The sequence below is a fragment of the Leptospira perolatii genome, assembly GCF_002811875.1.
GTDB lineage: Bacteria > Spirochaetota > Leptospiria > Leptospirales > Leptospiraceae > Leptospira_B > Leptospira_B perolatii.
In genome coordinates this window covers 286,721-308,552 of sequence record NZ_NPDZ01000004.1, presented here as the reverse complement: position 1 = coordinate 308,552, position 21,832 = coordinate 286,721, and the positions used below count along the sequence as shown (strand labels likewise).

Here is a 21,832-nt window from a genome sequence, read left to right as displayed (position 1 = left end):
CGAAGTTGGGACCCACTTAAATTTTACGGTAAACTAGCACAAAAGAAAGAGTGAACAAAAGGCCGAGGACTGCGACAACTCCGAGCAAGGTTTCCTCGGATGATGTGAAAATTTTTCCGTTTACAACGCTCCTTTCTTGACCACCGCTCATCATCGGAATTGGCTCCCCTCCTTTGACAGAGATCGCGACTTCGTACTGAGGTGCTGGATAAGAAACGGAGTATGCCTTTACATCTTCCGGAATATCCTGTTCTAATTGCTGTACATTTTTGGCACCTCCGACAGACACTTGCATGTCCTTTGGTTTTGCAAAAATGATTCTATCTCCCTCGTTTTTTTCAAAGATTAGTTTGTCTTTAAATGAAATTGGAGCTAGATCGAAAGCAGGAATGGTATACGAAATGTACAGCTGAGACGATCCCGGAAGAATCGGACGATCCATGATCCATCCGCTTTTGCCTTGTCGTAACTGCAGTGGAATTCCCATCCCCGCTCCCTGGGTTAACTGAGCGCTGATATCTTTTGCTTCAGAAGGAACATAAATTTCTATCGGTTCAGATTCGCTCTGAAAACTTCTAGGTGGGATGGCATTATTAGATAAAATGAATACTTTAAAAACGATCAAAGTGTCCTGGGATCTCGTGATTTGGAGCAATGATTTGGACTTCACAACCGACCTGTCTTTTGTCTTTTCGTAGACAATTACCTCTTGCGGCTGGGTTCTCATTGTCGGCACAGGAGGAATAATCTTATTATAATTTACGCCTTGGTATGTGATCTGTAATAAAAGTGGCAGCCCGTCTGGGGCATCCACCTTCGGTAGCCTAAAACTTCCTTGCACGGACTTTAAGTCCCCGATCGGCAAAGGCATCATAGCTCTTTCTAAAGCAAAAAGCTTGATCTGTTCTGCAGAGCCTTCCTTACCAGTCGTTCCGTTCTTGAGGATAACCCTTAGCTCTACTTCTTCCGAAAAGATTTGAGAGGTAAAAAGCAAGATCGAAAGGGCAAAGGCAAGTTTGATACTTTTAGAGAACATGAGTCAGCTTCCATGTTGTTGAAGCCTGCTGAAAATGGAAACCATTTAGCAAAGAATCTAATTCATTCTTATATGCGAAAATTGTGGACGGATGCATAGAAAGTTGTACTAAGGTTGCTTCGCAAGTGATCGGTTGCCCAAAACCAGGTCAACTCCGAGGAGAAATTCTTTGAAAATTCTGAAAGCTATCCTTGTTTCCCTACTTGTATTTTTCGCAGTTCTGTTCGTTACGATATACCTGATCACATTTCATCCCTCCGAAAGAGAGGAAATGAAGATCGTTTGTACCCAGGGTGCCCCGAGTTTAGATAAAGCAAAAGAGCTGAAGGTACTATCCTGGAACGTGCAGTACTTTGCGGGAAAAAATCGGGTATTTTGGTATGATGTACCGGATGAGTCCGGACCGGACACCGCTCCTTCTAAAGAGGACGTCCAGGATACTCTAAGAAAAGTTGCTTTGGTTCTTACCAAAGAAAATCCGGATATCATACTTTTGCAAGAAGTGGACGACGGTTCCAAAAGAACGTTCGGAGAAGACCAGACAGAGAGATTGCTTCCCTTGTTACATGACGCCTATCCTTGTAGGACGGAAGCTTTTTATTGGAAGGCAGGATTTGTACCGCATCCTAAGGTGATGGGTTCTGCTGGCATGAAACTAGTTACATTAAGTAAATATAAAATAACCACCGCGGTCAGAACACAGCTTCCGATTCCTCCCGCAGACATGTTGAGCAGGCAATTCCAACTAAAGAGAGCCATTTTAGAAGCGGAGATTTCTACTGCAAATGGAACCAAGTTTACTATTTTGAATACGCATTTGGATGCGTTTTCTATGGGAACGGACACTATGCAAAAGCAGGTGGACACGATTTCAAAAATTCTAACGACCTTGGATGAAAGAAAAGAGGAGTGGATTTTGGCCGGAGACTTCAATCTGCTCCCTCCAAAATTTCCGAGGAATTCGATGCATCCTCATGGCGCTTTTTTCTATAGCGATCAGGAAGAAATGAAGCCTCTCTTTAATAAATGGAAACCTGGGGCGAGCGTCGAAGAGTTAAATGGAAAAGAGCAGAGCAAATATTATACGTACTTCGCGAATGATCCTGCGATCGGAAAAGCGGATCGTACGATCGACTACCTTTTCTATTCCAATCAAATCTCTAAATCTTCCTACAAGGTGCTTCAAGACGGAGTTGCTGGTCACACATCGGACCATTTTCCGATTGTAGGAACTTTCAAGCTTTCGGATTGATCGATTTGATCCTTCCTTCGTTTGGTTTTGATCGCGCCAATAACTTGAAAGCGAAAGCTTGCCAAGGCGGATCAATATCCGAAATTGGTGGAAAATATTAGGAATAAATATTGAAATGAGACCTTTTAAGATCCTTGGAATCCAGCAAGTTGCGGTAGGCGGCGATAGCAAAGACAAGCTCAGGAATTTCTGGGTAGACATACTCGGATTGGAAAAGACCGGAACGTTTCGCAGCGAAAAAGAAAACGTGGACGAAGATATTCTGAGGATGGGCAAGGGACCTTTTGCCGTAGAAGTGGATATCATGGAGCCTGTCGATCCGAGCAAGAGCCCTAAGGTAAACGATCCAAAGTTGAATCATATCGGGCTTTGGGTGGATGATATTCACAAAGCAGTCCAATGGCTCGGCGAAAAGGGAGTTCGTTTTACACCTGGTGGAATACGAAAAGGAGCTGCCGGATACGAAGTATGCTTTATTCACCCAAAAGGAAATGAGGAGTTTCCACTTTGCGGAGAAGGAGTATTAATCGAGTTGGTGCAAGCCCCAGAGGACGTAATTAAGGCTCTATCTTAACTTCATCTGTAAATCACTTTTGCGATTGGGCTATTTTTACTTGTAGGATTTCATCCGGAAAGGAAGGCTCAGGTCTGAGGAAAATTCTTCTCCGGTTTCCTGCATGTCTTCGTCGTCTTCCTTGAACAGCCATTCTACCTCTACTTTTCCACCCTTATCGTGGTACTTTTGAAGTCGATCGAGAATATCCATAATTACTTTAGAAGAACTTGTATTAAAGTAGTCCATTTGAAATTTAAACTGAATTTGATGGCTCGATGATTCCATAGAAGTCAGCCATTCGAATACCGGTTTGTAAAAAGCCATAGCATTTTCGGGATAGGATTCTCCGATCACTTCCGCGAGTCCTCTCTTGGAATCTAAAATTATTTCAGGGGATGTTTTCGTTTGCTGGATATGTAAGGATTCCATTCTCAGTTTTCCTTCGTAAAGTATGCGGAGACTGTAAAGAAAGATTGAGTGCTATCCACTTTATCAAAGTGAAATTTTAAAGGTCCGTCAGATTTGCGTCCGATGTCGATCAAACCTACGCCAGCCCCTTTGCTATCATCAGGTCTTTCCGCTCTGAGTTGCTGTTGGTAGAAGGCCTTTAGCTCGTCCTTATTCATAGAATTAATCTTTTGGATTCTTTCCGTAAGAAATTCTACTTTTTCGTCTTGGACAAGGTTTCCGGAGGATACATGATAGCCAACTGAATTTTCCAGAACGACTAATATACCAACTCCTGCATCTTTCATTTCTTCATTTACTTTTCTTTCTGCAGAATAATGAAGCATGTTTTGTGCGAGTTCTATAAAGACAGCAAATATCTTCTTAATTTTTAATTCGGAACTCAAAGAAGTACGAATCATAGATCCCAACTCCGTGAGAACTTCCTGAGATAGTCTGCCTTTGAACGATACAAGAAGAGTGTAGTCGTTCGCTTGCTGGTAACTTTTATAAAGGTTAACGATTTCGTTGTCCATCATCAGCATTTTCCTTTTTCAGAAACTTCTCCCTCATCGTCCCTCCAAGACTACGCCGACTAAGGTTATGTCGTCCCGTTGGGATTCTCCGTCTTGGTGGGCCAGCAGGTAGGATTCCAATCTTTCTTTTTGCTCATTGCAAGGGAGGTGTTCAATTCCTCCTAAGAAGTTCAAAAATCCTTTCGTTCCAATTTTTTGACGATCAGGATCCGGTTGATCCATAAATCCATCTGTGGTTAGATATACGCTTGTTCGCACTCCAGCGACAAGTGGCACTGTATGAGTGGTGAATTTTCTAGTCTCTTCTTTTTGCCTTCCGCCGATAGAGTGCTTATCGCCCTTGATTTCAGACAATTCGCCTCCTCTCCCAATAAATATCGGGCGCTTGGCTCCCGCAAAGAATAAATTATTGTTCTGTATTTTGATAAAGCAAACATCCATTCCGTCTGAGGAATTCGCTTGTTCCATATCCTGTTTCAAAGCTTGCCTGACGCTACGATTCAGATGCTCCAGTATTGTACCTGGGTCGGAAATTCCTGCTTCGTTTACGATCTGATTCAAAAGTGTGTTACCGATCATCGACATTAATGCTCCCGGGACTCCATGCCCGGTACAATCGACAGCGGCAAGATATGTCGCGTCTTCCTGTCTCGAGAACCAATAAAAATCTCCCGATACAATATCTTTTGGTCTGAATAAAACGAAATATTCTTTCAGTCCCCTTCCCAAAATTTCAGGTCCGGGCAGTATCGCTTGTTGAATATTTAATGAATACGTAATGCTATCCGTTATATGTCTGTTCTTCAGTGCCAAGTCGTCATTAGCCGCTGCCAGTTCTTTGGTCCGTTCTGCCACCTTGTCTTCCAAGTTGGCGTATAGTAATGCGTTATCGATGGATATGGCGGCTTGAGAGGATAAGATAGAAATAATCTGAAGCCGATCGGAAGTAAAAGCAGATTCAGAAAGATTATTTTCTAAATAAAGAATTCCTAATAATTCACCTTGTTTTAATATCGGCGCGCAAAGGACCGATTTGGTTTTTTGCTCCCGAATATAAGGATCCTTATTGAATTTCTCGTCTAAATAAGCATTTTTTAATACTAGTTCTTCCTTTGTTCTTTCTGCGTAATAAATTACGCTGATCGGAATATTTCGACTTTCCTGTAACGGAATGTCTTGCATTACTTTTACCTCATCTTCCCAGATGCTGCCTTCAGCTTCGACAAACAATTTTCCATCTCTTTTTAGGATCAAGATCCCTTTTTGAGCTCCTACGTTTTCGATGGAAATCTTCATGAGTTTATCCAACAAATTCTCCAGTTTGATTTCTCCGGAAATAGCTGTAGAACTTTTGAGAATCGATTGAAAGTCGAGTGTTTGCCCGGTAAAGACTTCGGTCGCAGACATGGTTCGAGTAGTCAAACTTCCGAAGGTCCTTGTAGTCCGATACGTTCCGGCTCTTTCTCTAATAAATTCTGGATGCTTGGCCTTTAGTAAATTTTGTTTTTGAACCGCCCCCCAACGACCATACCTTTGGTACGCATCGTTTAAATACAGTGAGGCGACTTTTATGCTGCTTTTTGACAGCCAGAACCTCGCCGCTAATTCGCAGGCTAAAGCCTCGTCATTCCAAAATTCGTTTCTGCCTGCGAGATGAATCGCCTGCTCGTACGTTTTGCCCGCCTTCCAATTCTTATATTCCAATCTGGCCAATTCGGCTTCGACTAACAGATATTTGTGTTCGAAATTCTCGGGCGCCGTGACCGCAAGTAGTTTCAGTTTTTGTTGGTTCTTTTTGATTCTCTCTATGAACTTTGCCTTTTGCTCTTGGGAAGAAACTTTATAGTTGGCCGCCATCGCGAGAGAGTGTAAAAAGGAATGTTCTTCCACCGAGACTTGCCCGGAAATATATGCAAGCATACCTTCGGATTCATCCAATTCTCGTAGAGCTAGTAGGCTTTCTCCATAGATCAGTAGAAGTTTCGATTTTAGAATCTTGAATAAGCATACGGGAAAAAGACTTTGATGGTCGTTGCATAATTCTAAAAATTTTGCTTCGGTCATTTCTTCCGTTGCAAATTCCAAGTGAGAGGTAGTCTTTCCTCTTAAATTCGCGATGATCAACTCCGAGCCCAAAACCGTATCGATCGCGAGATTGTTTTTCAGTTTTCGTGTAAAGCTCAGCAGGTTATCTGCTTTAGGTTTTACGAGCTCTAAACTTTTGGATTGAATCATTACATTGATCGAATCGTTCATAGCTCCGTACCCACCGTGCAGGAACTCCCCGGATTCCAAGCTCGTTTGGATACATTTCTGATTGATTTCTTCAGAGAATTTTAAGTGTTTTACGAAGGGTGTCGCATAGTTCGCTAATATATTTGCTGCTTTGGCCGTTCCGCTCGGATTCTTATATTTCTCGCTGATCTTTACTGCGAGCTCACACAAATCATAAGCCTTTTTATACTCCTGAAATCCGCTCGCTAGTACTACCCCGTACATGGAGTAGCCGTAGCTATCGGACATGTTTCCGTATTTCAAGAATAGATTCACCATTTTCAAGCTGATCAAAGGAAACAAGGCAGGAGCTAAATTGTAAGCGGTGGGGACAGCACTGATTAAGAGACTAACAGCCATTATGTGTTCAGGTTCTTTCATTAACGGTAGGTCGATGAGAGATTCTATGCTTTTACCTTCCAAAGCTTTGTTTACCAGCTGCATCTCTTCCCCGATTGCTTTCTCGAAATCCTTCTCAGGTATGTCGACTCCGAGCGGTTTTAATGCTTTGATTACGGTAGGCAGGGCCAGGTCGAATTTGCCTTGAGCAGAATACTGTACCATAAGCAAGTTGTAGGCTTCCGCTTTCTCCACTCCGGTTCTAGCATGCTTAAGCAAAAGATCTATGGTCTTTTGGGAATCCTCAAAATTCCCAGTCAGGTATTGGGTTTCTGCCAATTCCTTGTGAACATTGTAACATTGTTCGTAGTTCGATTGCCAAAGGGCATCGTCTCCCTTATTTGCTTCGGGCAGAGAAAAAAGAAGATTTCTTGATTTTGAGATGTAAGCAAGAGCTGGATTGTAAGCCGTCGAATTTTTTGCTTTTCTACCTGCAATTAGATTTAGCTCAGCAAGTTTTCTTCTCTCCCTTACATCTTCGATCAATTCGGATCCGATATTTAAGTGATTCGTAATATCGAAAATATTATCCTCTAATTCTTTTCCTTCCGTTCCGGAAAGTAGGATTCTTCCGATCTTCAGGCGGATCTCTTTCTTTTTTGCATCAGGGATCATCTCGTACGATGCTTGTTGCACTCTGTCGTGCTGAAAGCGAAAGAAGATGGTCTTTGCAATTAGGAGATTTTTCTCCTTATTCTCCTCTGATTCTTGGAAAGATTCCGCAAATCTGTAGCTTTCTCCAATTGGAACGATCAATTCTTCATGGATAGTTTCCTGTATTGAGTTCAGTGCATCTTTATAAGAGGATCCTAATATGTTGCGAAGCAGGGCTAGGTCGAAATTGCTTCCGATACATGCCGCGAGTCTAAGTGTTTCCTGGACTTGAGGCGAAAGCTTTTTGATTCTATTGATCAAAAGCTCTACTACATTGTCCGAAATTTCGGTGTCCTTGATTTTTGCAAGTTCCCATTTCCATTTGCCTTCACCCGGTTTACCGGATCCAAGGTCGAAATAAACCAAATCCTCCCTGGACAATTGCTTCAGCAATTCTCCGATGAAGAAAGGATTCCCTCCCGTTTTTGCAAAAATGACTTCGGCCAATTCTACCGTTTCTTGAGGAGTGCGATACAAACTGTCCGACAATAGTTCGTTTACATTTTCGAGAGTTAATGGTTGGAGCACAACATGATGAGGGTCTTGTCCGTCCTTGCGCAGAGTATCTATCATCATTTGGAACGGATGAGCTCCGTCGACTTCGTTGTCTCTATATGCAAGTATTAGAAAAAGATGATTTACTGCTACGTCTTCCATTAGGTTCTTGAGAAGTTCCAAAGAAGCTGTATCGGCCCATTGCATATCGTCCAAAAATACTGCGAGAGGGTGCTCTTGACCTGCGAATACCTTGATAAAATTCTGAAATACTACGTAAAAACGGTTTGCGTTTTCTTGTGCGCCCAATTCCGGAACAGGGTCCTGTTTTCCGATGATGATTTCCAGTTCGGGAATTACTTCGGTGATGATTTTTCCATTTCCACCTAATGATTGCTTAATTTTAGATTTCCATGCCTCGATTTTTTCCGGAGATTCGGTTAGTATCAGTTCTACCAGGCTGGAGAAAACTTGTATTACCGCGGAAAATGGTAAATTTCGATTGTACTGATCAAACTTTCCGGAAATAAAGTATCCTTTTGACTCTGTCAAAGGTCTGTTTATTTCCCTGACAAGTGAAGATTTGCCTACTCCGGAATATCCGCCGATCAGAATCATTCTTGATCGGCCTTTTTGAGCTACATCTCTGAATTCACTTAATAAAATTCTAATGTATTGTTCTCGTCCATAAAGCTTTTGATGGATCTTGAATTGATGAGAATGATCGTTCTGAGCTAAATCAAATTCCGGAAAATCGACATTTTCTTTCCAGGAATGAAAGCACTTTTCTAAATCGGCTTGCAGGCCTTTTGCGGTTTGGTATCTGTCCTCGGCGGTTTTGGCTAGCAACTTCATTATGATATTTGAGAGTGATGTGGGGACTTCAGGTCTCAATTGCTTTGGTGAAGCGGGTGTCTTTGCCAAATGTGAGTGTACGAGCTGGAGTAAATCGTCGCCTTCAAACGGGAGTTTGCCCGTCAACATTTCGTAATAAGTAACTCCGAGAGAATAAAAATCACTTCTATAGTCGACCGTTCGATTCATCCGACCCGTTTGTTCCGGCGAAACGTAATGAATGGATCCTTCTAATATATTCGGCGCTGACCAGGAAGTTTCTTCTTTGTTTAACCGGGTGGAAATTCCGAAGTCTATGATCCGAATGTCCTTATTGTTTTCGTTTACTAAGATATTTTCCGGTTTGATATCTTTGTGTATAATCTTTTTCTGATGTATGTCTGCGGTCCTTTCGGCCAACTGAATGGCCAAGTGAAAGAAATCGAATAAGGGTATAGGTTTTTTCCCGATAAACTGTTTTAGGGATCCGCCTGGAATGTACTCCATGAAAAGTGCATAACCGTCTTGGAGTTTCTCGAAGTGAAAAGGGTGCACGAAATGGTCTGAGAGAAGAATATTCAATATTTCATATTCATTTCGAAGGTTTACGACTGAGGGGTGTAATTCGTCCAATACTGGGATGAATTTGATAATAATGGTCTTGCCGTCAGACTGTCTGATTGCCTTATATACTTCGGACGCAGATTCTGAGTTCAATCTTTCCTTAAGTTCGAAGCCTTTTGCGATCATCCTTCAGTCTTCACCTTTTAGTTTATATTTTCTGATTTAACGATAATCATCTTTGCAGGATTGTTCTATTGCGCTATTTATAAACGAAATAGAAGTCCTCCCCAATAGAAACCACCCCCGACAGCGGCAGTCAAAAACAAATCCCCTGATTTAAATTTTCCTTTATAATAATATTCGGAAAGAACGATCGGGATAGACGCCGCTGAAGTATTCCCCACCTGATCGAAATTCATCAGAATCTTTTCCCTAGGAAACTTGGTCCGTTTTAATATTTCTTGAACTACCATATCGGTTCCCGGATGAGGAATCACCCAATCGATGTCGTCAACTGTGAGATTGTTTCTCGCTAAAATATCGTCCATGGCTGAAAGAGTCAAATCAGATGCATGAGGAACCAGTTCCGGAAAGCTTTTAATGTAACTTTGTGGGGGAGGTCCTACAATGATGATTCCAGCCAAATCACCGTTATCCTTTAGGAAAGAATCGATAACTCCATGTTCCTTGTCTTCAGTATACTCCAAGACAACTCCCGCGGCTGCGTCTCCGGCCGTAAATTCACCATATCCACCAATTTTTGTTCGGACCGAAAATCTCTCACTGCCGATTACCAGAGCAGTTTTTATATTAGTACTTCTTAAATAAGCCGAAGCTGTCTGAACCCCGTGAATAAAGCCTGTGCAAGCGGTGCTGACATCGAACGCTAGTGCGTTTTTTGTCCCGGCGAGCTTCGATGCCTGAGGTGCGAGATCCGGTTCAAAATATCGATCCGTCCAGTTTGCCAAAATAAAAAGATCCACTTCCTCGGGTTTTTTGCCTGCATCTTGTAGGGCCATCTCTGCGACTTTCGCAGCCATGAACATCGCAGTCTCTTTTTCATTTGCTCTATGTCTCTTTTCTACTCCGATATTTCCAATGACCGCTTTTTCTGCTGGATGCATTTCAGGATATTTTAATCTAGATCGGATTTCCTCATTGGTCACGATTCTTTCCGGGAGATAGTGACCGAAGCCTGTTAGGCGAACTCCGTTAGATTTTAATGATACATTCGATGCCATTCCTTCTAAATTCTCCCAAGGCTTTTGAAATTTCCAGTAATAATCATTTGCATCACCGCAGACCGAATGTCTCAGCGATTAAGGCAAGTGAGTGTAAACCATAAACTGTTCTGTGTAAATACGTTCAGGATCAAGTTCTCTTAAAATTGTAAGTTCACTCACCGTAATCGGCGGCTCAGCAGGTGTAGGAATATCTTCATCAGGAGGTAGCCATTGCGTATAACGTCTAACCGCTTCCCAAGTTTCCATCTCTTCATCCGAAGATGGTGGAATCCAGGACGCTAATTCAAAAGGGTGGTTTGAAAATTCCTGGCGCTTGAATCTTCCGAACTGACAGACTGCCTCTACAACTCTTTCACCAGGAGAAGTGACATGTTTTACGTTTCTTACAAATCTATGTCGATTCGCTTTTGCAACGACTATAGTATTCGAAGTTGATACAATGTCGTTTGCTCCTCCCGAGCCCACTAAGAATTTACCATTGGAGTCTATTACTGAGTTGATATTTCCGAACCAATCTACTTCCGCAGCTCCGATTACTCCAAGGCATTCGTCAGGTACGATCGTACCTAGAATACTCGGAACATCGGATAACATGGAGCATTCCTTCGTATGAAGTTGACTAAATAGAAACACATCGCCTCGGAACGGTTTCATCCCGTAGAAGCCGAGTTCAGAGACTACACTGATTTTAATTCCGTCTTTTTCTAAAAGTTTTGAGGCAGTCCAAGCAGCCATATGCGCGGCGCCGATTCCCGCCAGAATAGTTTTGTAACTATGAGTCTTTATTTTTTCCATGATGGCTCTAGCGGCCAAAATAATCATCTGCTCGGAATCGTTCACTGTTTTTGGATCTTCCGGAACTCGTAGGTTGTGCTCCGGTGGAGTCATTGTTAGGCGCCTTAGCCTAACAGAACCAAGCTGCTCCAAATATTCCGAATGTCCTCCTGCAAGAGAAACGAACTCTTTGTACCATCTATCCGCTTTAGCAGGAATTCCTGCGGACTGATTCGCTTCCTTTTGGAATTCGTAATCGTCCATATAGGTCTCCACTCCCTCAAAGGCAGGCAAATCCTGAAGACCGTGAACTCTAAGTGATTGCGGATGTGCTCCGAATTTTGCGACTGTGATTCCTAAAACCTTTCCACCTGGAATTACAACTAGCTCAGGAGGAAGGGCTCCGCGTGGTACGATTTTTTCTACCGTTGCGATCACTCCTTTTTGAGCCGCGAGTGCACCCCAAGGTCCTTCTCCGGAAGGCGGGCACAAAACAATATTTCCGTCTTCGTCTGCGACGACTCCGTGTACCAAGGTGATTTCTGGATTCAAAGGAAGTAAGAAGACGATGTCTTTATTTCTTGAACCTTTGTTTTCTGTAGATAGGTGAGGTTCAGGAGCCGGTCCAAAAGGATTTCCTGATAGAGGTTTATTGTACAAAAAGGCGGATTTGCCGAGTTTGTCTGCAATCAGATCCGAACCGATTAAGGAATTCGTAATGATTCCAGGAAGTCTCATCGCTCCAGCCATCAATCTCTGGATCAATGTGAGTAGAGACCAAAGTTCCAACTCGAAAGGTTTGCCCATTAGCAAATCTTGATATAGAGAGTTGGGTCCCGGCTTAGGATAATTGTCTCCCGCAAAACCAGTGATTACCTTTTTTACGATTTGAGAGAGAGCGAGAGCATGTGCGCTCGAATGCAAACCGGCTACGCTGATTGTAAAATCCGGTTTGGTTCCTCCAAAGACTCTAGCAAGCGCGTATATTAGAGCGTTTGGTCGAGACATGGTATTTGCCAGATGCAGATACATGCCAGGTCTCACGAACTTGCGAACAAGCGAATCCGGGTCGGGCAATATCTTAGTAGGCTCTGGGTGGAAAGACTCTCTGAGCATGCTCTCTCACAAGGAAAGTTTCATTCCGCTACTTGAGCGACAAACTCTCGAAAGATGATACTTCCGACGGAAAAAAGAAAGAATTCATACGTAAATTGAGTTTAATTATGGATGAAAATGGCGGATCTATGATGGATTCCAGATTCTTATCCCAATTCGTCTGCAAAGACATTTCAGGTTATCGAACAAAAGCAAGAAAAAAAGTTTTCCAGATTTAGAAGCATTAAATGTGCGATGCAAAACTGTCATTTAAGAGATAGCTTTCAAGAACTAAGTCTCTCTTGTCGAAAATAATAAAGAAGCATTCAACAAGAAAGAGGATCCAATGTCCGGAGATCAGATTCCTGTCCCTACGAAATTTGATTTTCGAGTCCAAATCCCGGTGCGCAGATCTGATACTAGGAGCGCAACCGTAGTCGGTGGCTTGTTCGTTTCCCATCTTACCTACGAAACTTTAATCCCTTTGATCAACGAGGCTTTCGACGCATTCTTAGAGAACTATGGATGGTCTAAAGCTGATCTTGCAGGCGCAAATATAATTATACCTAGAATGGAAGTTGATTATAAGTCCGAAGCAAAGGCGGGAGATATTTTGGAATTTGCTGTTTCTGTCCAGAATTTGGGCCGGAAATCTTTCGACTTATTTTTTCATGTCTCGCAATCCAGCGGAGGACAAGCAGTTGCACTCGTTAAGATTTCGTTAGTCTTTTATGATTACAAAGCAAAAAGCACTTTGGAGATCCCGCAGATTTTCCGGAGCAAATTTAGTAAATGAAAATCAAATCTAAGTCGGGGAATCCGGAAATTGATTTTCCGGCTCTCACTTATTTTTCCACAGAAATTCCGATTCGAAGAATCGATCTAAGCATGGATCTTCACGTATCCTTTGCGAGTGTTTTAGATTTGGTTATGGAAGCCCATCTTCAATTCTTTCAGTATCTCGGATACTCTGTGTTAGATATACACGGGATGAGTATTATTTTTGCAAACGCTTCGATCCTTTATCAAGGAGAGTTAGTATATAAGGATAAAGTAATTATCGATGTCTCCTTGAATAAACTAGGACAAAAATCATTCGATCTATATTTCAGATTGTCCAAGAACAAAAGATCCATCAAGGTAGCATTAGTAAAAATTCGTGTATTATTTTTTGATTATAAAACTAGAGCAGTGGTTCCTATCCCGAAAGAATTTAAGGAAAAGTTTATTTATAAAAAAATAAAGCCCCAGAGAACGATCCCGATTGGAAACGCCGAATCGCGCAAAACCGATTTTGTACAAAAAAGCTGGGGCCCAGAAATTGGATTTCAAAAGCTCGAGGTCTGGAGGCTTTCGCATAGTTTCGTATTGGACTTACATCGAACTTCCGAACTTTGGAAGCAAAGAGTGGATCATTCCATCCTAACGCACTTGCACAAAGTAGGATCTTTGCTACCGATTCGAATCGCAGGAGCCTGGGCGAGCAGGGCGCGTTCCGAAAGGATCAGAAATATTCTCAAAGCAAAAGTGCATCTGGAAGAGATTCGCTATATCTTAGTTTTGATTTCTGATTTAGGCGCAAGCGATCCGAGTGTTCTGTTGGAAGATCTCACAAAAATCAATGCGCATCTCAAAGAATATTTGGGCAGAATAAGAAGCGGTAAGGTGCGAAGCATATGAGTTCTAACGTAAATTCCTCCGAGATGAAAGATAAAATAGCAATCGTAACTGGTGGAAACGCAGGCATCGGAAAATCCATCGTTCTCGAACTGGCTCTTAAGGGTGTAAAAGTCATTTTTTGCGGACGTAGAGAAGAAGAGGGAAGAGCCGTAGAGAAGGAAGCTCATTCTCTAGGAGGAGAGGCCAAGTTCTATACTTGCGATATTTCGGAAGATGCGAACGTAAAACAATTCACGCAAAAAGCGGTGGAACTGTACGGCGGTCTTGATATCGCGATTAATAATGCCGGAATCGGAGGGCTATCTGCTCATTTGCACGAATACCCGGAAAAAGTATGGGACCGGGTCATCTCGGTAAATTTGAAGGGAACTTGGCTTTGCATGAAATATCAGATTCCACTTTTGCTCCAAAGAGGAAAAGGCGCCATCGTGAATATTTCATCGGTTGCAGGAATCGTAGGTGCTGATTGGAAAGTGGCTCCTTATTCTGCAGCGAAGCATGGGATTATTGGCTTAACAAAATCTGCGGCTCTGGAATACGCAGAAACTGGAATTCGAGTGAATGCGATATGTCCCGGTTTTATCCGAACCGATATGCTTGAGGGATTGTTCAAATCCTCTTCTGATGCAACAAAGATGGAAAAAGCTATCACTAGGTTACATCCGATCAATAGATTGTCAGAACCCGGAGAAGTTGCCAAAGCAGCAATTTGGTTGGCTTCGGATGAGGCATCATTTATTACTGGGGTAGCGCTTCCAGTAGACGGCGGATACACCGCGAAATAGTTGACTGCGCTTTCCGGTTTTGATTCCCAGATCAAATTGAGTGTATTATAATTTCTTTTTCTTGTAGAAAGAAAAATCTGCGTCGATCTTTCTCAAAGATTCCGATACCGTTCTTTCTGGAGTCTCAGGTCAAGTCATGAAAATCCGTTATTATGGGATCACCGATAAAGGAAATTTCCGTTCTCATAATGAAGATTCGTTTTACGCAAATGGAGATTTGATCTGCGGATTGGTCCATGGAGAACTAGATGGGATTCGAAGCATTGATACCGAAGTCAGTCCCGCATTGTTTGCACTCGCAGATGGACTAGGTGGACACGAAGCAGGCGAAATCGCCAGCCGAGTTGCCTTGGAAAAGTTGGCCTGGATGGAGAGAGCTATCCAGCCTATTGAAGAGTTGCCTGCCTCGGGTTGGAAAAACCTATTTCGAAAAATCAATCAAGAAGTAATTTCTTACAGCCAAACCATCGGAAAGCCAAGAATGGGAACCACTTTGGTCGGCTGTTTGCTCGGAAGAAAAAAATCATGGGTTTTTAATATAGGAGATAGCAGGCTTTATCATTTAAACAAACAGGGATTACATAAGATAACGGTGGATCATTCGATCAGCGAGGAGCTTGGAACTAGTTACGGCAGAAATTTATTAACTAGTTGTATCGGCGGTGGCACAAAGGATATGGAAGCCGACTTGTTCGATTTGACCGGCAAACTGCACGAAGGTGATAGAATTCTTCTTTGTTCGGATGGCCTTAGCGAAGTCTTGACGATCGATCATATGGAGCAAATTCTAAAAGGTCACGGAAGTTTGAAGGAACAATGCTTGATTCTTTCCGAAGAAGCGAATCTAAAATTGACTAGAGATAACCACACAGTGGTTCTTATTCACATTTACGGGTAATCGGATTCTAAATATCAGGTCCTGCTAAACTTACGAAGGAAGATTGGCTTCCGATCGCGAATGCCATAGATATCGCGTATCTCAACTTTGCCTTGCGGGCACCTTCTGCTACATGATCATGATCGCACTCAACATCAGGTTCGTCCAAATTAATTGTCGGGCAAATCATCTGGTTTCTGAGCATGAGTGCAGTGGCTGCTACATTCACAATTCCGGCGGCGCCGAATGTATGACCGTAAATCGGCTTAATGGACCCAACGGGCGCCCAGTGAAATCTTGGTTTGCCCTCGTATAACAGAGTGATGGCGCGACTTTCCGCGAGATCGTTATTATGAGTTCCAGTTCCATGGCCGCAGAAATAATCTACTTCTCCTAAGTGCAGTCCACTAATCTTCAGCAAATGCCTTAGCCCGGCGGCTGCCTTCTTGCCTGTAAGATCCATTCTCATAGCGTGATCCGCTTCGTTGTAACTATAGGTACCGAGAACCTCCGCATAAATTCTAGCTCCTCTTTGCAAGGCCCGATCCAGTCTTTCTAAAACTAGCACGATCGCGCCTTCCCCGAGTAAAAAGCCGTCTCTCTTCTTGTCATATGGCTTGATTCCTTTTTTAGGATGAACATGTTCCGTAGACATGACCCGACTCAAAGGATCCGAGTACATTAGCATCAGTGGTTGAATTAAGGGGAACTCGTGGCCGCCTGCGTACATTACTTCTGCTCTTCCTTTGCGAATCGCTTGGTAACAAAGACTGATTGCATGATGTCCACCGACGCACGCCGCGGAGATCGTAGTTACGAATCCCTGAATATTCGCGTTGATTGCGGTTAAGTTGGTCGGATTCGAAGCCATCGAGGTCAACACAGCATATCTATCAAATATATTGTGATCTTTCTCCTCGATATATCTCCTCCATGCAAATTCCCACCAAGCGAGCGAAGCACGGGAGGAAGAATCTATGAAGCCTACTTTAGAAGGATTTAAAGAATCTTTTTCGATTCCTGCATCCTTACTCGCCTCTTCGAGAGCCGCCATAAGAGCGAAAGTTTCCGTATTATAGTTTTTGGCGTATTTTTCACTGAGATTAGGAAGATGTTTTTTCCAGTCGAAAGTATTCATTTCGGCTGCGACCTTTACGGGGAAATTCTCCGTAGGAAATCTAGTGATAAATTCCATCTGGGACCGGCCCTGGACTAGGTTGGTCCAAAAATCAGGTACATTAAAAGTATTTGGAAGAATGACTCCGATGCCGGTAATTACGACTCGGGAATTTTTTCCGTTTTTAGATTTTTCCATGCCCAAAAACTGAGGATAGACAGTATTACAAGTTTAGTAAAATGGAATTAAAAAAAACTCCTAAATCGTGTTTCTCGAAAAAAACTTAGGGCACTTTGGAACATTTTTCGCTTATCGGAATTGAAATTCCGGCAGAAAAGAATTCAGACTTCGTCTCCAAATTCGTTTAGGAAAAGGCTTGTGTCATTTGTAATATGGGCCGTGCACTGATCGCAAATTCTCTTTCCGTAATATCCTGTCGCTCTGGCTGCTCCTTCTTCATCCAAAACTCCTCCTTCTACGGTAGTCGTGGAAAAAATATCTTCTCCCTTACATAAAGAAAACATGAACCTTGGAGTCTGGTCTCCATAGAAAACAACAGTGTGAAACAGATGAAATTTTCGGTCCTCGTAGGAGGCACGAACCATGTACACATTTCTGATTTTATGAATATAAACGCTCATGCTGCTCTCCTAAATTCATAGTGATAAAATGAGTCAAAAAAGAGTAAAAACAGCGACGGCATCTTTTCCTAGAGGATAGAAAAGGTCGCTCGCTGCTTTTACCAAAGGCAAAGTCTAGATCGAGTTGGAGAAATAAAGTTACAAATATTGAATATAGAAATTCTGACACTTCGCAGAAGCGGTTGCTGGGAAACAGAGAATAATTCGTATCGCAGTTCATAACGATTCGCTCTCCAAAGAGGAGGAGAGTTATTATACAGATGTAGCTTGAATTTCGGAAATTGGATGGTACTCCTCACATGTTGTTCATTGCCTTGGATATGTAGCTGGTTCCGACTTGGAAGAAAGATGCTTCCTTGTAGGAGCTCCTACAGAGCTGAGCAGGAAAAGATATGCTTGAAGAAACGATGCTTTTTTGATATCTGGCTTTTCACGGGGGGAGGGGGTACCCGCCACCAGCCCCCCACCCAAAGCAGGGTGGGGCACCCTGCAATTCCCAAATAAAAGGAAAAAAATGATTTCCCACGAGAAAAAACATCTTTAAATTTGCCTGAAAATTTTGACTGGAGAAATAGAAATGAAACTCTTAATGGCGTCGATGGCTGCGTTAGTAGCTTTTTGTTTTTTAGCAGATTGTAAAACAAAATCGCCCGAAGAAAGGCTGAAGGAACTTGCACCAAAAGTTCAAGAAGTTATGTGTACAAAAATGATCGATTGTACAAAAGACGAGATGGCAAAACTTCCGCCAGAATATAAAAACCTGATGCCTGCATTTATGCAATCTAAGGAAAGTTGCACTGCTTTTATGAAAGAGAGCTTCGACAAGAGCCAAAAGCAAAGAGAAGAAAGGAATGAAAAAGTGACTCCAGAAATGGTGGACGCGTTCGAATCCTGCATGGCGTCAATGGAAAAGACCACTTGCGAAGCCTTTAAAAATAGCAAGGGGGGAGCAATACCTGGCTGTGAAAAACTATCAGAGTTTAGTAAATAATTAAAATTGAATATTCGTCCGGCTGAAAGTTCGCTTTGCCGGACGACCAGAATTCTATACGCTATTTCTGCGAAAAATTAGGAATTCTCAAGATTACTTTTGTTCGACTTCCTGCTCGCCCAATAGATATATAAAATCGCAGTAAGTAGTCCGAGCGCTGTCATCTGGCCTAAATGCACGGTCGTAGCATAGACCAAACCTTCGGAACTAGATCGATTCAAAAGTACAAATCCAGAAGTAATCGAGGCGTGATAGACTCCTGCACCGGAAGGCGCAGAGGGCACCATGACTCCGACCGCTCCGCAAAACATAATAAAGATGGTCTCCAAGGGGCTTAGATGAATTCCGATCAAATACTGTAGCAAAGTGTAATGTATTCCGTAGCCTAAAATCCAGGTGCAAGCCGTCAGTATTCCGTGGTTCGAGATATTTTTCGCCGTTAAGAATTCGCTGAGCTGAGTGATTTGCGGAGAGATTTTTTCCCGTACTAAACTTTCCAGTTTAAATATAGAAGCGATTTTCTCTCCCCATCGATTGATCGTACGGTGAAAATAGCGAACGAAGGCTAGGCTCGCGAGTATCGCCAATATTCCCAGTAGAGGGAGCAGAAAGGGAAAGCCTTCGGATTCTTTCTTTAAACCGAGTAAGAAAAACGCTCCTAATCCGGCGCTAAAGATGAACGTGAAGTCTAAGACTTTTTCCATAAAAAGTCCGCTCACCAAAGTAGGATAGTTTGCGTTCGAATCTTGTTTACAAAGATATAACCTAAATAGATCTCCCCCTCTCGCAGGAAGGAACTGGTTGGCACCGACTCCGATAAACGCGGATAAGACGGAAGTTTTCAGCGGAACTTTTTTTCCGAGCAACAGATACCATCTCCAGGAAAATAGGGAAAGTCCCCAAATGATCGCGAAGAAAAATGGAACTAAAAAGATAGGTTCCCATCTTTCTGCAATTCTCCTAAATTCGGATAAATCAAGATTCCAAAATAAGAAAGCTAATGCGGTGAGACTAATCGCGGCTCCGAAAAGGTAACGCTTCAAAAAAATCCCCTTTTTGACATCAACCAGGAGGCCAGGTCATCTGTCTTCCGCCTAAAACATGGAAGTGTAAATGAAAAACTGTTTGGCCGCCCTGGGCGCCGGTATTATTGACGATTCTGTATCCTGATTTACTGATTCCAAGACTTCGCGCCATTTCTTGGATTTGAAAAAAGATTTCGCCGATTAGATTTTTTTCGTCCCCGTTCAATTCATCCAGAGAACCAATATGTTTTTTAGGGATTACCAACACGTGAGTCGGCGCCTGAGGAGATACATCATGAAATGCTAATATATTTTCATTTTCGAAAGCGATCTTAGCCGGAATTTCTTTTCGAATGATTTTACAAAAGATACAATTCGTTTCGTTCATTGATTTTTCCCCATACAGAGACTGGCTGCTCCGATAGTCCCTGTAACGGATCCTCCGGCTACAAATCGAGTGTAACCGACGAATACAGGAAAGATGATTTCACGCACCCTATTTTCAAGCTGTTTTCCGAATAAGTGATAGGATCCGGATAAGCCCCCGGAAAGAACGATGCATTCAGGATTGATCGTATGAATCATATTTCTCAAAAGTTCCGCTAAAATCCGTACACCTTCTTCCAGGGTTTCTTTTGCATTCGGATCTCCTTTTGTAACCAGATCGAAAAATTCTTCTGCGTTCTCTATCTTTCCGCCGGACCTTTCGTACATTCTTGCGGAAAAACCGCTCGCGCTAAAGTAAGCTTCTGCACATCCTCTTTGCCCGCAACCGCATAAAGCTCCGGCTGGCTTTAAGGTAGTATGACCTACCTCCATTCCATTTCCTTTATATCCTTCAAATAACTTACCTTCGTAAATCCAGCCTCCGCCAAGTCCGGTTCCCAAAGTTAATACTAATAAATTCGGGGAGCCTTTTCCTGGGCCAAACCAGTACTCTCCGAGAGCTGCGCAGTTTGCGTCGTTGTCGTAATATACCGGAAGTCTAAATTTTTCTTTTAACCTGTCTACGACTCTTACCTGTTTCAATTTGGGTAGATTCGCAGAGGAGATGAGAATTCCGGATTCTCTGTCGATGGGTCCGGGGCTTCCTATTCCAATTCCTGATAATTCTAAATCAGGATGGGTCTTTTGTTTGTTCTGTACCAGATTCTCGATCAACTTTTCCAAAGAATCTAAAAAACTTCCGTTGTCCGTGTTTGGTCCGGTAGGAGCAGAGGATTGGTCGTAGATTTTCCCCTCGCTGTCGGAGAGCGAGGCTTTGATACTCGTGGCGCCTATGTCCACACCCAGAAATGAATTCATTTAACGACTCTTGTAAAGCTGCCTTCTCTCATTTCATAAATCGTCTTTGCGTCAAAGGCCAGATTCATGTCGTGAGTTACGAGAAGTATGGTGAGTCCTCTGGAATTGAAATCAGAAAGTAAATTTCGAACTAGTTCGCTATTTTCCGGGTCTAGATCACCGGAGGGTTCGTCCGCCAAAAGTATTTCGGGTTCGTTGATGAGTGCTCTCGCAATTGCAGTCATCTGAATCTGTCCCCCCGAAAGTTTTGTAGGAGTAATATTGCGGATTGATTCCAGCTTCAAACTGGATAGCAGATAGTTGCATTTTTCGAGATATTCCTGTTCGGAGAATTTTTTCACCAGAAGAGCGGGTAGCAAGATGTTCTCTTCGACAGTGAGGTGAGAAACCAGCTCCGAAAATTGAAAAATCACTCCGATGTTTCGGGCTCTAAACTCCGCGAGTTGCGATGTACTCATATTGGATAAACGTAACGTATCGAAGGAAATTTCCCCAATCGTACTGGAGATGATTCCAGTAATCATAGATAAAAGAGTAGTTTTTCCAGATCCAGAAGGGCCTACAATCGCGACATAATCGGACTGGTTGATATCAAAAGAGACCGAGTTTACGGCCTTTATCGCGCCGTAACTTCTGGATAGATTATTAATCCTTAGGATCATTTGCCGCTCCTAATGGATCGGTAAGGATCGACTAAAGTGTGAATATAAGCCACAATTGCTCCGGAGGTACCGAGCAAAGTTAATTCGAGAAGATAGGCATAGAGTGTATCCAGAATGGAGACTGTCTCCGGATTTCCCGGGGGTAAGAGTATGCTCACGGTTGCCGCGAGCAGGAAGCCTAGGGTGTGTAAAATCCAAAGTTCGGAAAGCTGCAATCGCACACAGCCGGTTCGATTTCCACCCACAGCCATCATGATTCCGGTATCGCTTGCCCGACCAGTGATCTTAACAATCGCCATAAAAACCAAAGCTGCCCCAGAAACGATCAAAACCAAGTAGGGAGAATTCCGAAACAGATCGATACTAGAAAGGTCAGTCGGCGCTTTTTGGATCCGTACCGAGTAGGTGCCTAGAATTACGCAATAAGCGAAAAACAAGGAGAAGACGACGTGGACGGTACTGGTAATTGTGTCCCGAAAAAAAAGGGAAAATGCGAATCGAAGATAGGTGATTCTTCCCATCGGGGGTAGAGTACTGATAAGGTTTAATTTTATCCAACAATTATTTGGAATCTAGCGGGAAAATCCGG

20 protein-coding genes are annotated in these 21,832 nt (G+C 42.8%); 7 read left to right on the top strand and 13 right to left on the bottom strand.

Features of this window, described 5'->3' with window-relative positions:
• Window positions 1–16: 16 nt before the first annotated feature.
• A complete protein-coding gene (locus CH373_RS09200; RefSeq protein ID WP_100713950.1) occupies window positions 17–1,036 on the bottom strand; it encodes a hypothetical protein in 1,020 nt (339 codons plus the stop codon).
• A 169-nt stretch (window positions 1,037–1,205) separates the two neighbouring features.
• On the opposite strand from CH373_RS09200, the gene CH373_RS09195 reads away from it, so the two are divergent.
• Together CH373_RS09195 and CH373_RS09190 are read left to right on the top strand one after the other, a co-directional pair.
• The gene (locus CH373_RS09195) at window positions 1,206–2,288 is read left to right on the top strand and encodes an endonuclease/exonuclease/phosphatase family protein (protein ID WP_100713949.1); all 1,083 of its coding nucleotides are present in this window, start codon (window positions 1,206–1,208) and stop codon (window positions 2,286–2,288) included.
• A 115-nt stretch (window positions 2,289–2,403) separates the two neighbouring features.
• Window positions 2,404–2,862, top strand: a complete 459-nt coding sequence (locus CH373_RS09190; RefSeq protein ID WP_100713948.1) for a VOC family protein — start codon at window positions 2,404–2,406, stop codon at window positions 2,860–2,862.
• Window positions 2,863–2,898: 36 nt separating this feature from the next.
• On the opposite strand, the gene CH373_RS09185 is transcribed toward CH373_RS09190, so the two are convergent.
• From CH373_RS09185 to CH373_RS09165, 5 genes are all read right to left on the bottom strand, one after another.
• Complete coding sequence (locus tag CH373_RS09185) at window positions 2,899–3,273, bottom strand: DUF1987 domain-containing protein (protein WP_100713947.1); 375 nt, start codon at window positions 3,271–3,273, stop codon at window positions 2,899–2,901.
• 2 nt (window positions 3,274–3,275) lie between these two features.
• Complete coding sequence (locus CH373_RS09180) at window positions 3,276–3,830, bottom strand: SiaB family protein kinase (RefSeq protein ID WP_100713946.1); 555 nt, start codon at window positions 3,828–3,830, stop codon at window positions 3,276–3,278.
• 30 nt (window positions 3,831–3,860) lie between these two features.
• Entirely contained in the window at window positions 3,861–9,233 is a 5,373-nt protein-coding gene (locus CH373_RS09175; protein ID WP_100713945.1) for a protein kinase domain-containing protein, read from the bottom strand.
• Between the two features lie 77 nt (window positions 9,234–9,310).
• Window positions 9,311–10,288, bottom strand: a complete 978-nt coding sequence (locus tag CH373_RS09170) for a ketoacyl-ACP synthase III (protein ID WP_100713944.1) — start codon at window positions 10,286–10,288, stop codon at window positions 9,311–9,313.
• Between the two features lie 78 nt (window positions 10,289–10,366).
• Window positions 10,367–12,181 (bottom strand): CoA-transferase, encoded by a 1,815-nt coding sequence (locus tag CH373_RS09165; protein ID WP_100713943.1) that lies wholly within the window; start codon window positions 12,179–12,181, stop codon window positions 10,367–10,369.
• A 325-nt stretch (window positions 12,182–12,506) separates the two neighbouring features.
• Between CH373_RS09165 and CH373_RS09155 the strand changes: the two genes are divergently transcribed.
• The 4 genes from CH373_RS09155 (at window position 12,507) to CH373_RS09140 (ending at window position 15,523) form a co-directional block, all read left to right on the top strand.
• Window positions 12,507–12,956, top strand: a complete 450-nt coding sequence (locus CH373_RS09155; protein WP_207761468.1) for an acyl-CoA thioesterase — start codon at window positions 12,507–12,509, stop codon at window positions 12,954–12,956.
• Window positions 12,953–13,840, top strand: coding sequence for an acyl-CoA thioesterase (locus tag CH373_RS09150; protein WP_100713941.1), 888 nt, complete (start codon window positions 12,953–12,955; stop codon window positions 13,838–13,840). The genes CH373_RS09155 and CH373_RS09150 overlap by 4 nt, the downstream gene beginning before the upstream one ends.
• A 23-nt stretch (window positions 13,841–13,863) precedes the next feature.
• Window positions 13,864–14,625, top strand: coding sequence for an SDR family NAD(P)-dependent oxidoreductase (locus CH373_RS09145; protein WP_100713987.1), 762 nt, complete (start codon window positions 13,864–13,866; stop codon window positions 14,623–14,625).
• Window positions 14,626–14,761: 136 nt separating this feature from the next.
• Window positions 14,762–15,523, top strand: coding sequence for a PP2C family protein-serine/threonine phosphatase (locus tag CH373_RS09140; RefSeq protein ID WP_100713940.1), 762 nt, complete (start codon window positions 14,762–14,764; stop codon window positions 15,521–15,523).
• A gap of 7 nt (window positions 15,524–15,530) precedes the next feature.
• On the opposite strand, the gene CH373_RS09135 is transcribed toward CH373_RS09140, so the two are convergent.
• Window positions 15,531–16,817 carry a beta-ketoacyl-[acyl-carrier-protein] synthase family protein gene (locus CH373_RS09135; RefSeq protein ID WP_100713939.1) on the bottom strand — a complete coding sequence of 429 codons (1,287 nt, stop codon included), beginning with the start codon at window positions 16,815–16,817 and terminating at the stop codon, window positions 15,531–15,533.
• A 143-nt stretch (window positions 16,818–16,960) separates the two neighbouring features.
• A complete protein-coding gene (locus CH373_RS09130; protein ID WP_100713938.1) occupies window positions 16,961–17,260 on the bottom strand; it encodes a hypothetical protein in 300 nt (99 codons plus the stop codon).
• Between the two features lie 577 nt (window positions 17,261–17,837).
• Between CH373_RS09130 and CH373_RS09125 the strand changes: the two genes are divergently transcribed.
• Entirely contained in the window at window positions 17,838–18,251 is a 414-nt protein-coding gene (locus tag CH373_RS09125; RefSeq protein ID WP_100713937.1) for an LA_2478/LA_2722/LA_4182 family protein, read from the top strand.
• A 77-nt stretch (window positions 18,252–18,328) separates the two neighbouring features.
• Here the strand turns inward: CH373_RS09125 and CH373_RS09120 are convergent, their stop codons facing one another.
• Genes CH373_RS09120 through CH373_RS09100 form a run of 5 tightly spaced genes read right to left on the bottom strand, consistent with a single transcriptional unit; the run spans window position 18,329 to window position 21,764 of the window.
• Complete coding sequence (locus CH373_RS09120; protein ID WP_100713936.1) at window positions 18,329–19,294, bottom strand: lysylphosphatidylglycerol synthase transmembrane domain-containing protein; 966 nt, start codon at window positions 19,292–19,294, stop codon at window positions 18,329–18,331.
• 19 nt (window positions 19,295–19,313) lie between these two features.
• On the bottom strand, window positions 19,314–19,664 hold the full coding sequence (locus tag CH373_RS09115) for a histidine triad nucleotide-binding protein (protein WP_100713935.1): 351 nt from the start codon (window positions 19,662–19,664) through the stop codon (window positions 19,314–19,316).
• Window positions 19,661–20,581, bottom strand: a complete 921-nt coding sequence (locus CH373_RS09110) for an ROK family protein (RefSeq protein WP_100713934.1) — start codon at window positions 20,579–20,581, stop codon at window positions 19,661–19,663. Before CH373_RS09110 ends, CH373_RS09115 begins: the two co-directional genes overlap by 4 nt.
• A complete protein-coding gene (locus CH373_RS09105; RefSeq protein ID WP_100713933.1) occupies window positions 20,578–21,243 on the bottom strand; it encodes an ABC transporter ATP-binding protein in 666 nt (221 codons plus the stop codon). Before CH373_RS09105 ends, CH373_RS09110 begins: the two co-directional genes overlap by 4 nt.
• Window positions 21,240–21,764, bottom strand: a complete 525-nt coding sequence (locus tag CH373_RS09100; RefSeq protein WP_100713932.1) for an ABC transporter permease — start codon at window positions 21,762–21,764, stop codon at window positions 21,240–21,242. Before CH373_RS09100 ends, CH373_RS09105 begins: the two co-directional genes overlap by 4 nt.
• Window positions 21,765–21,832 lie beyond the last annotated feature (68 nt).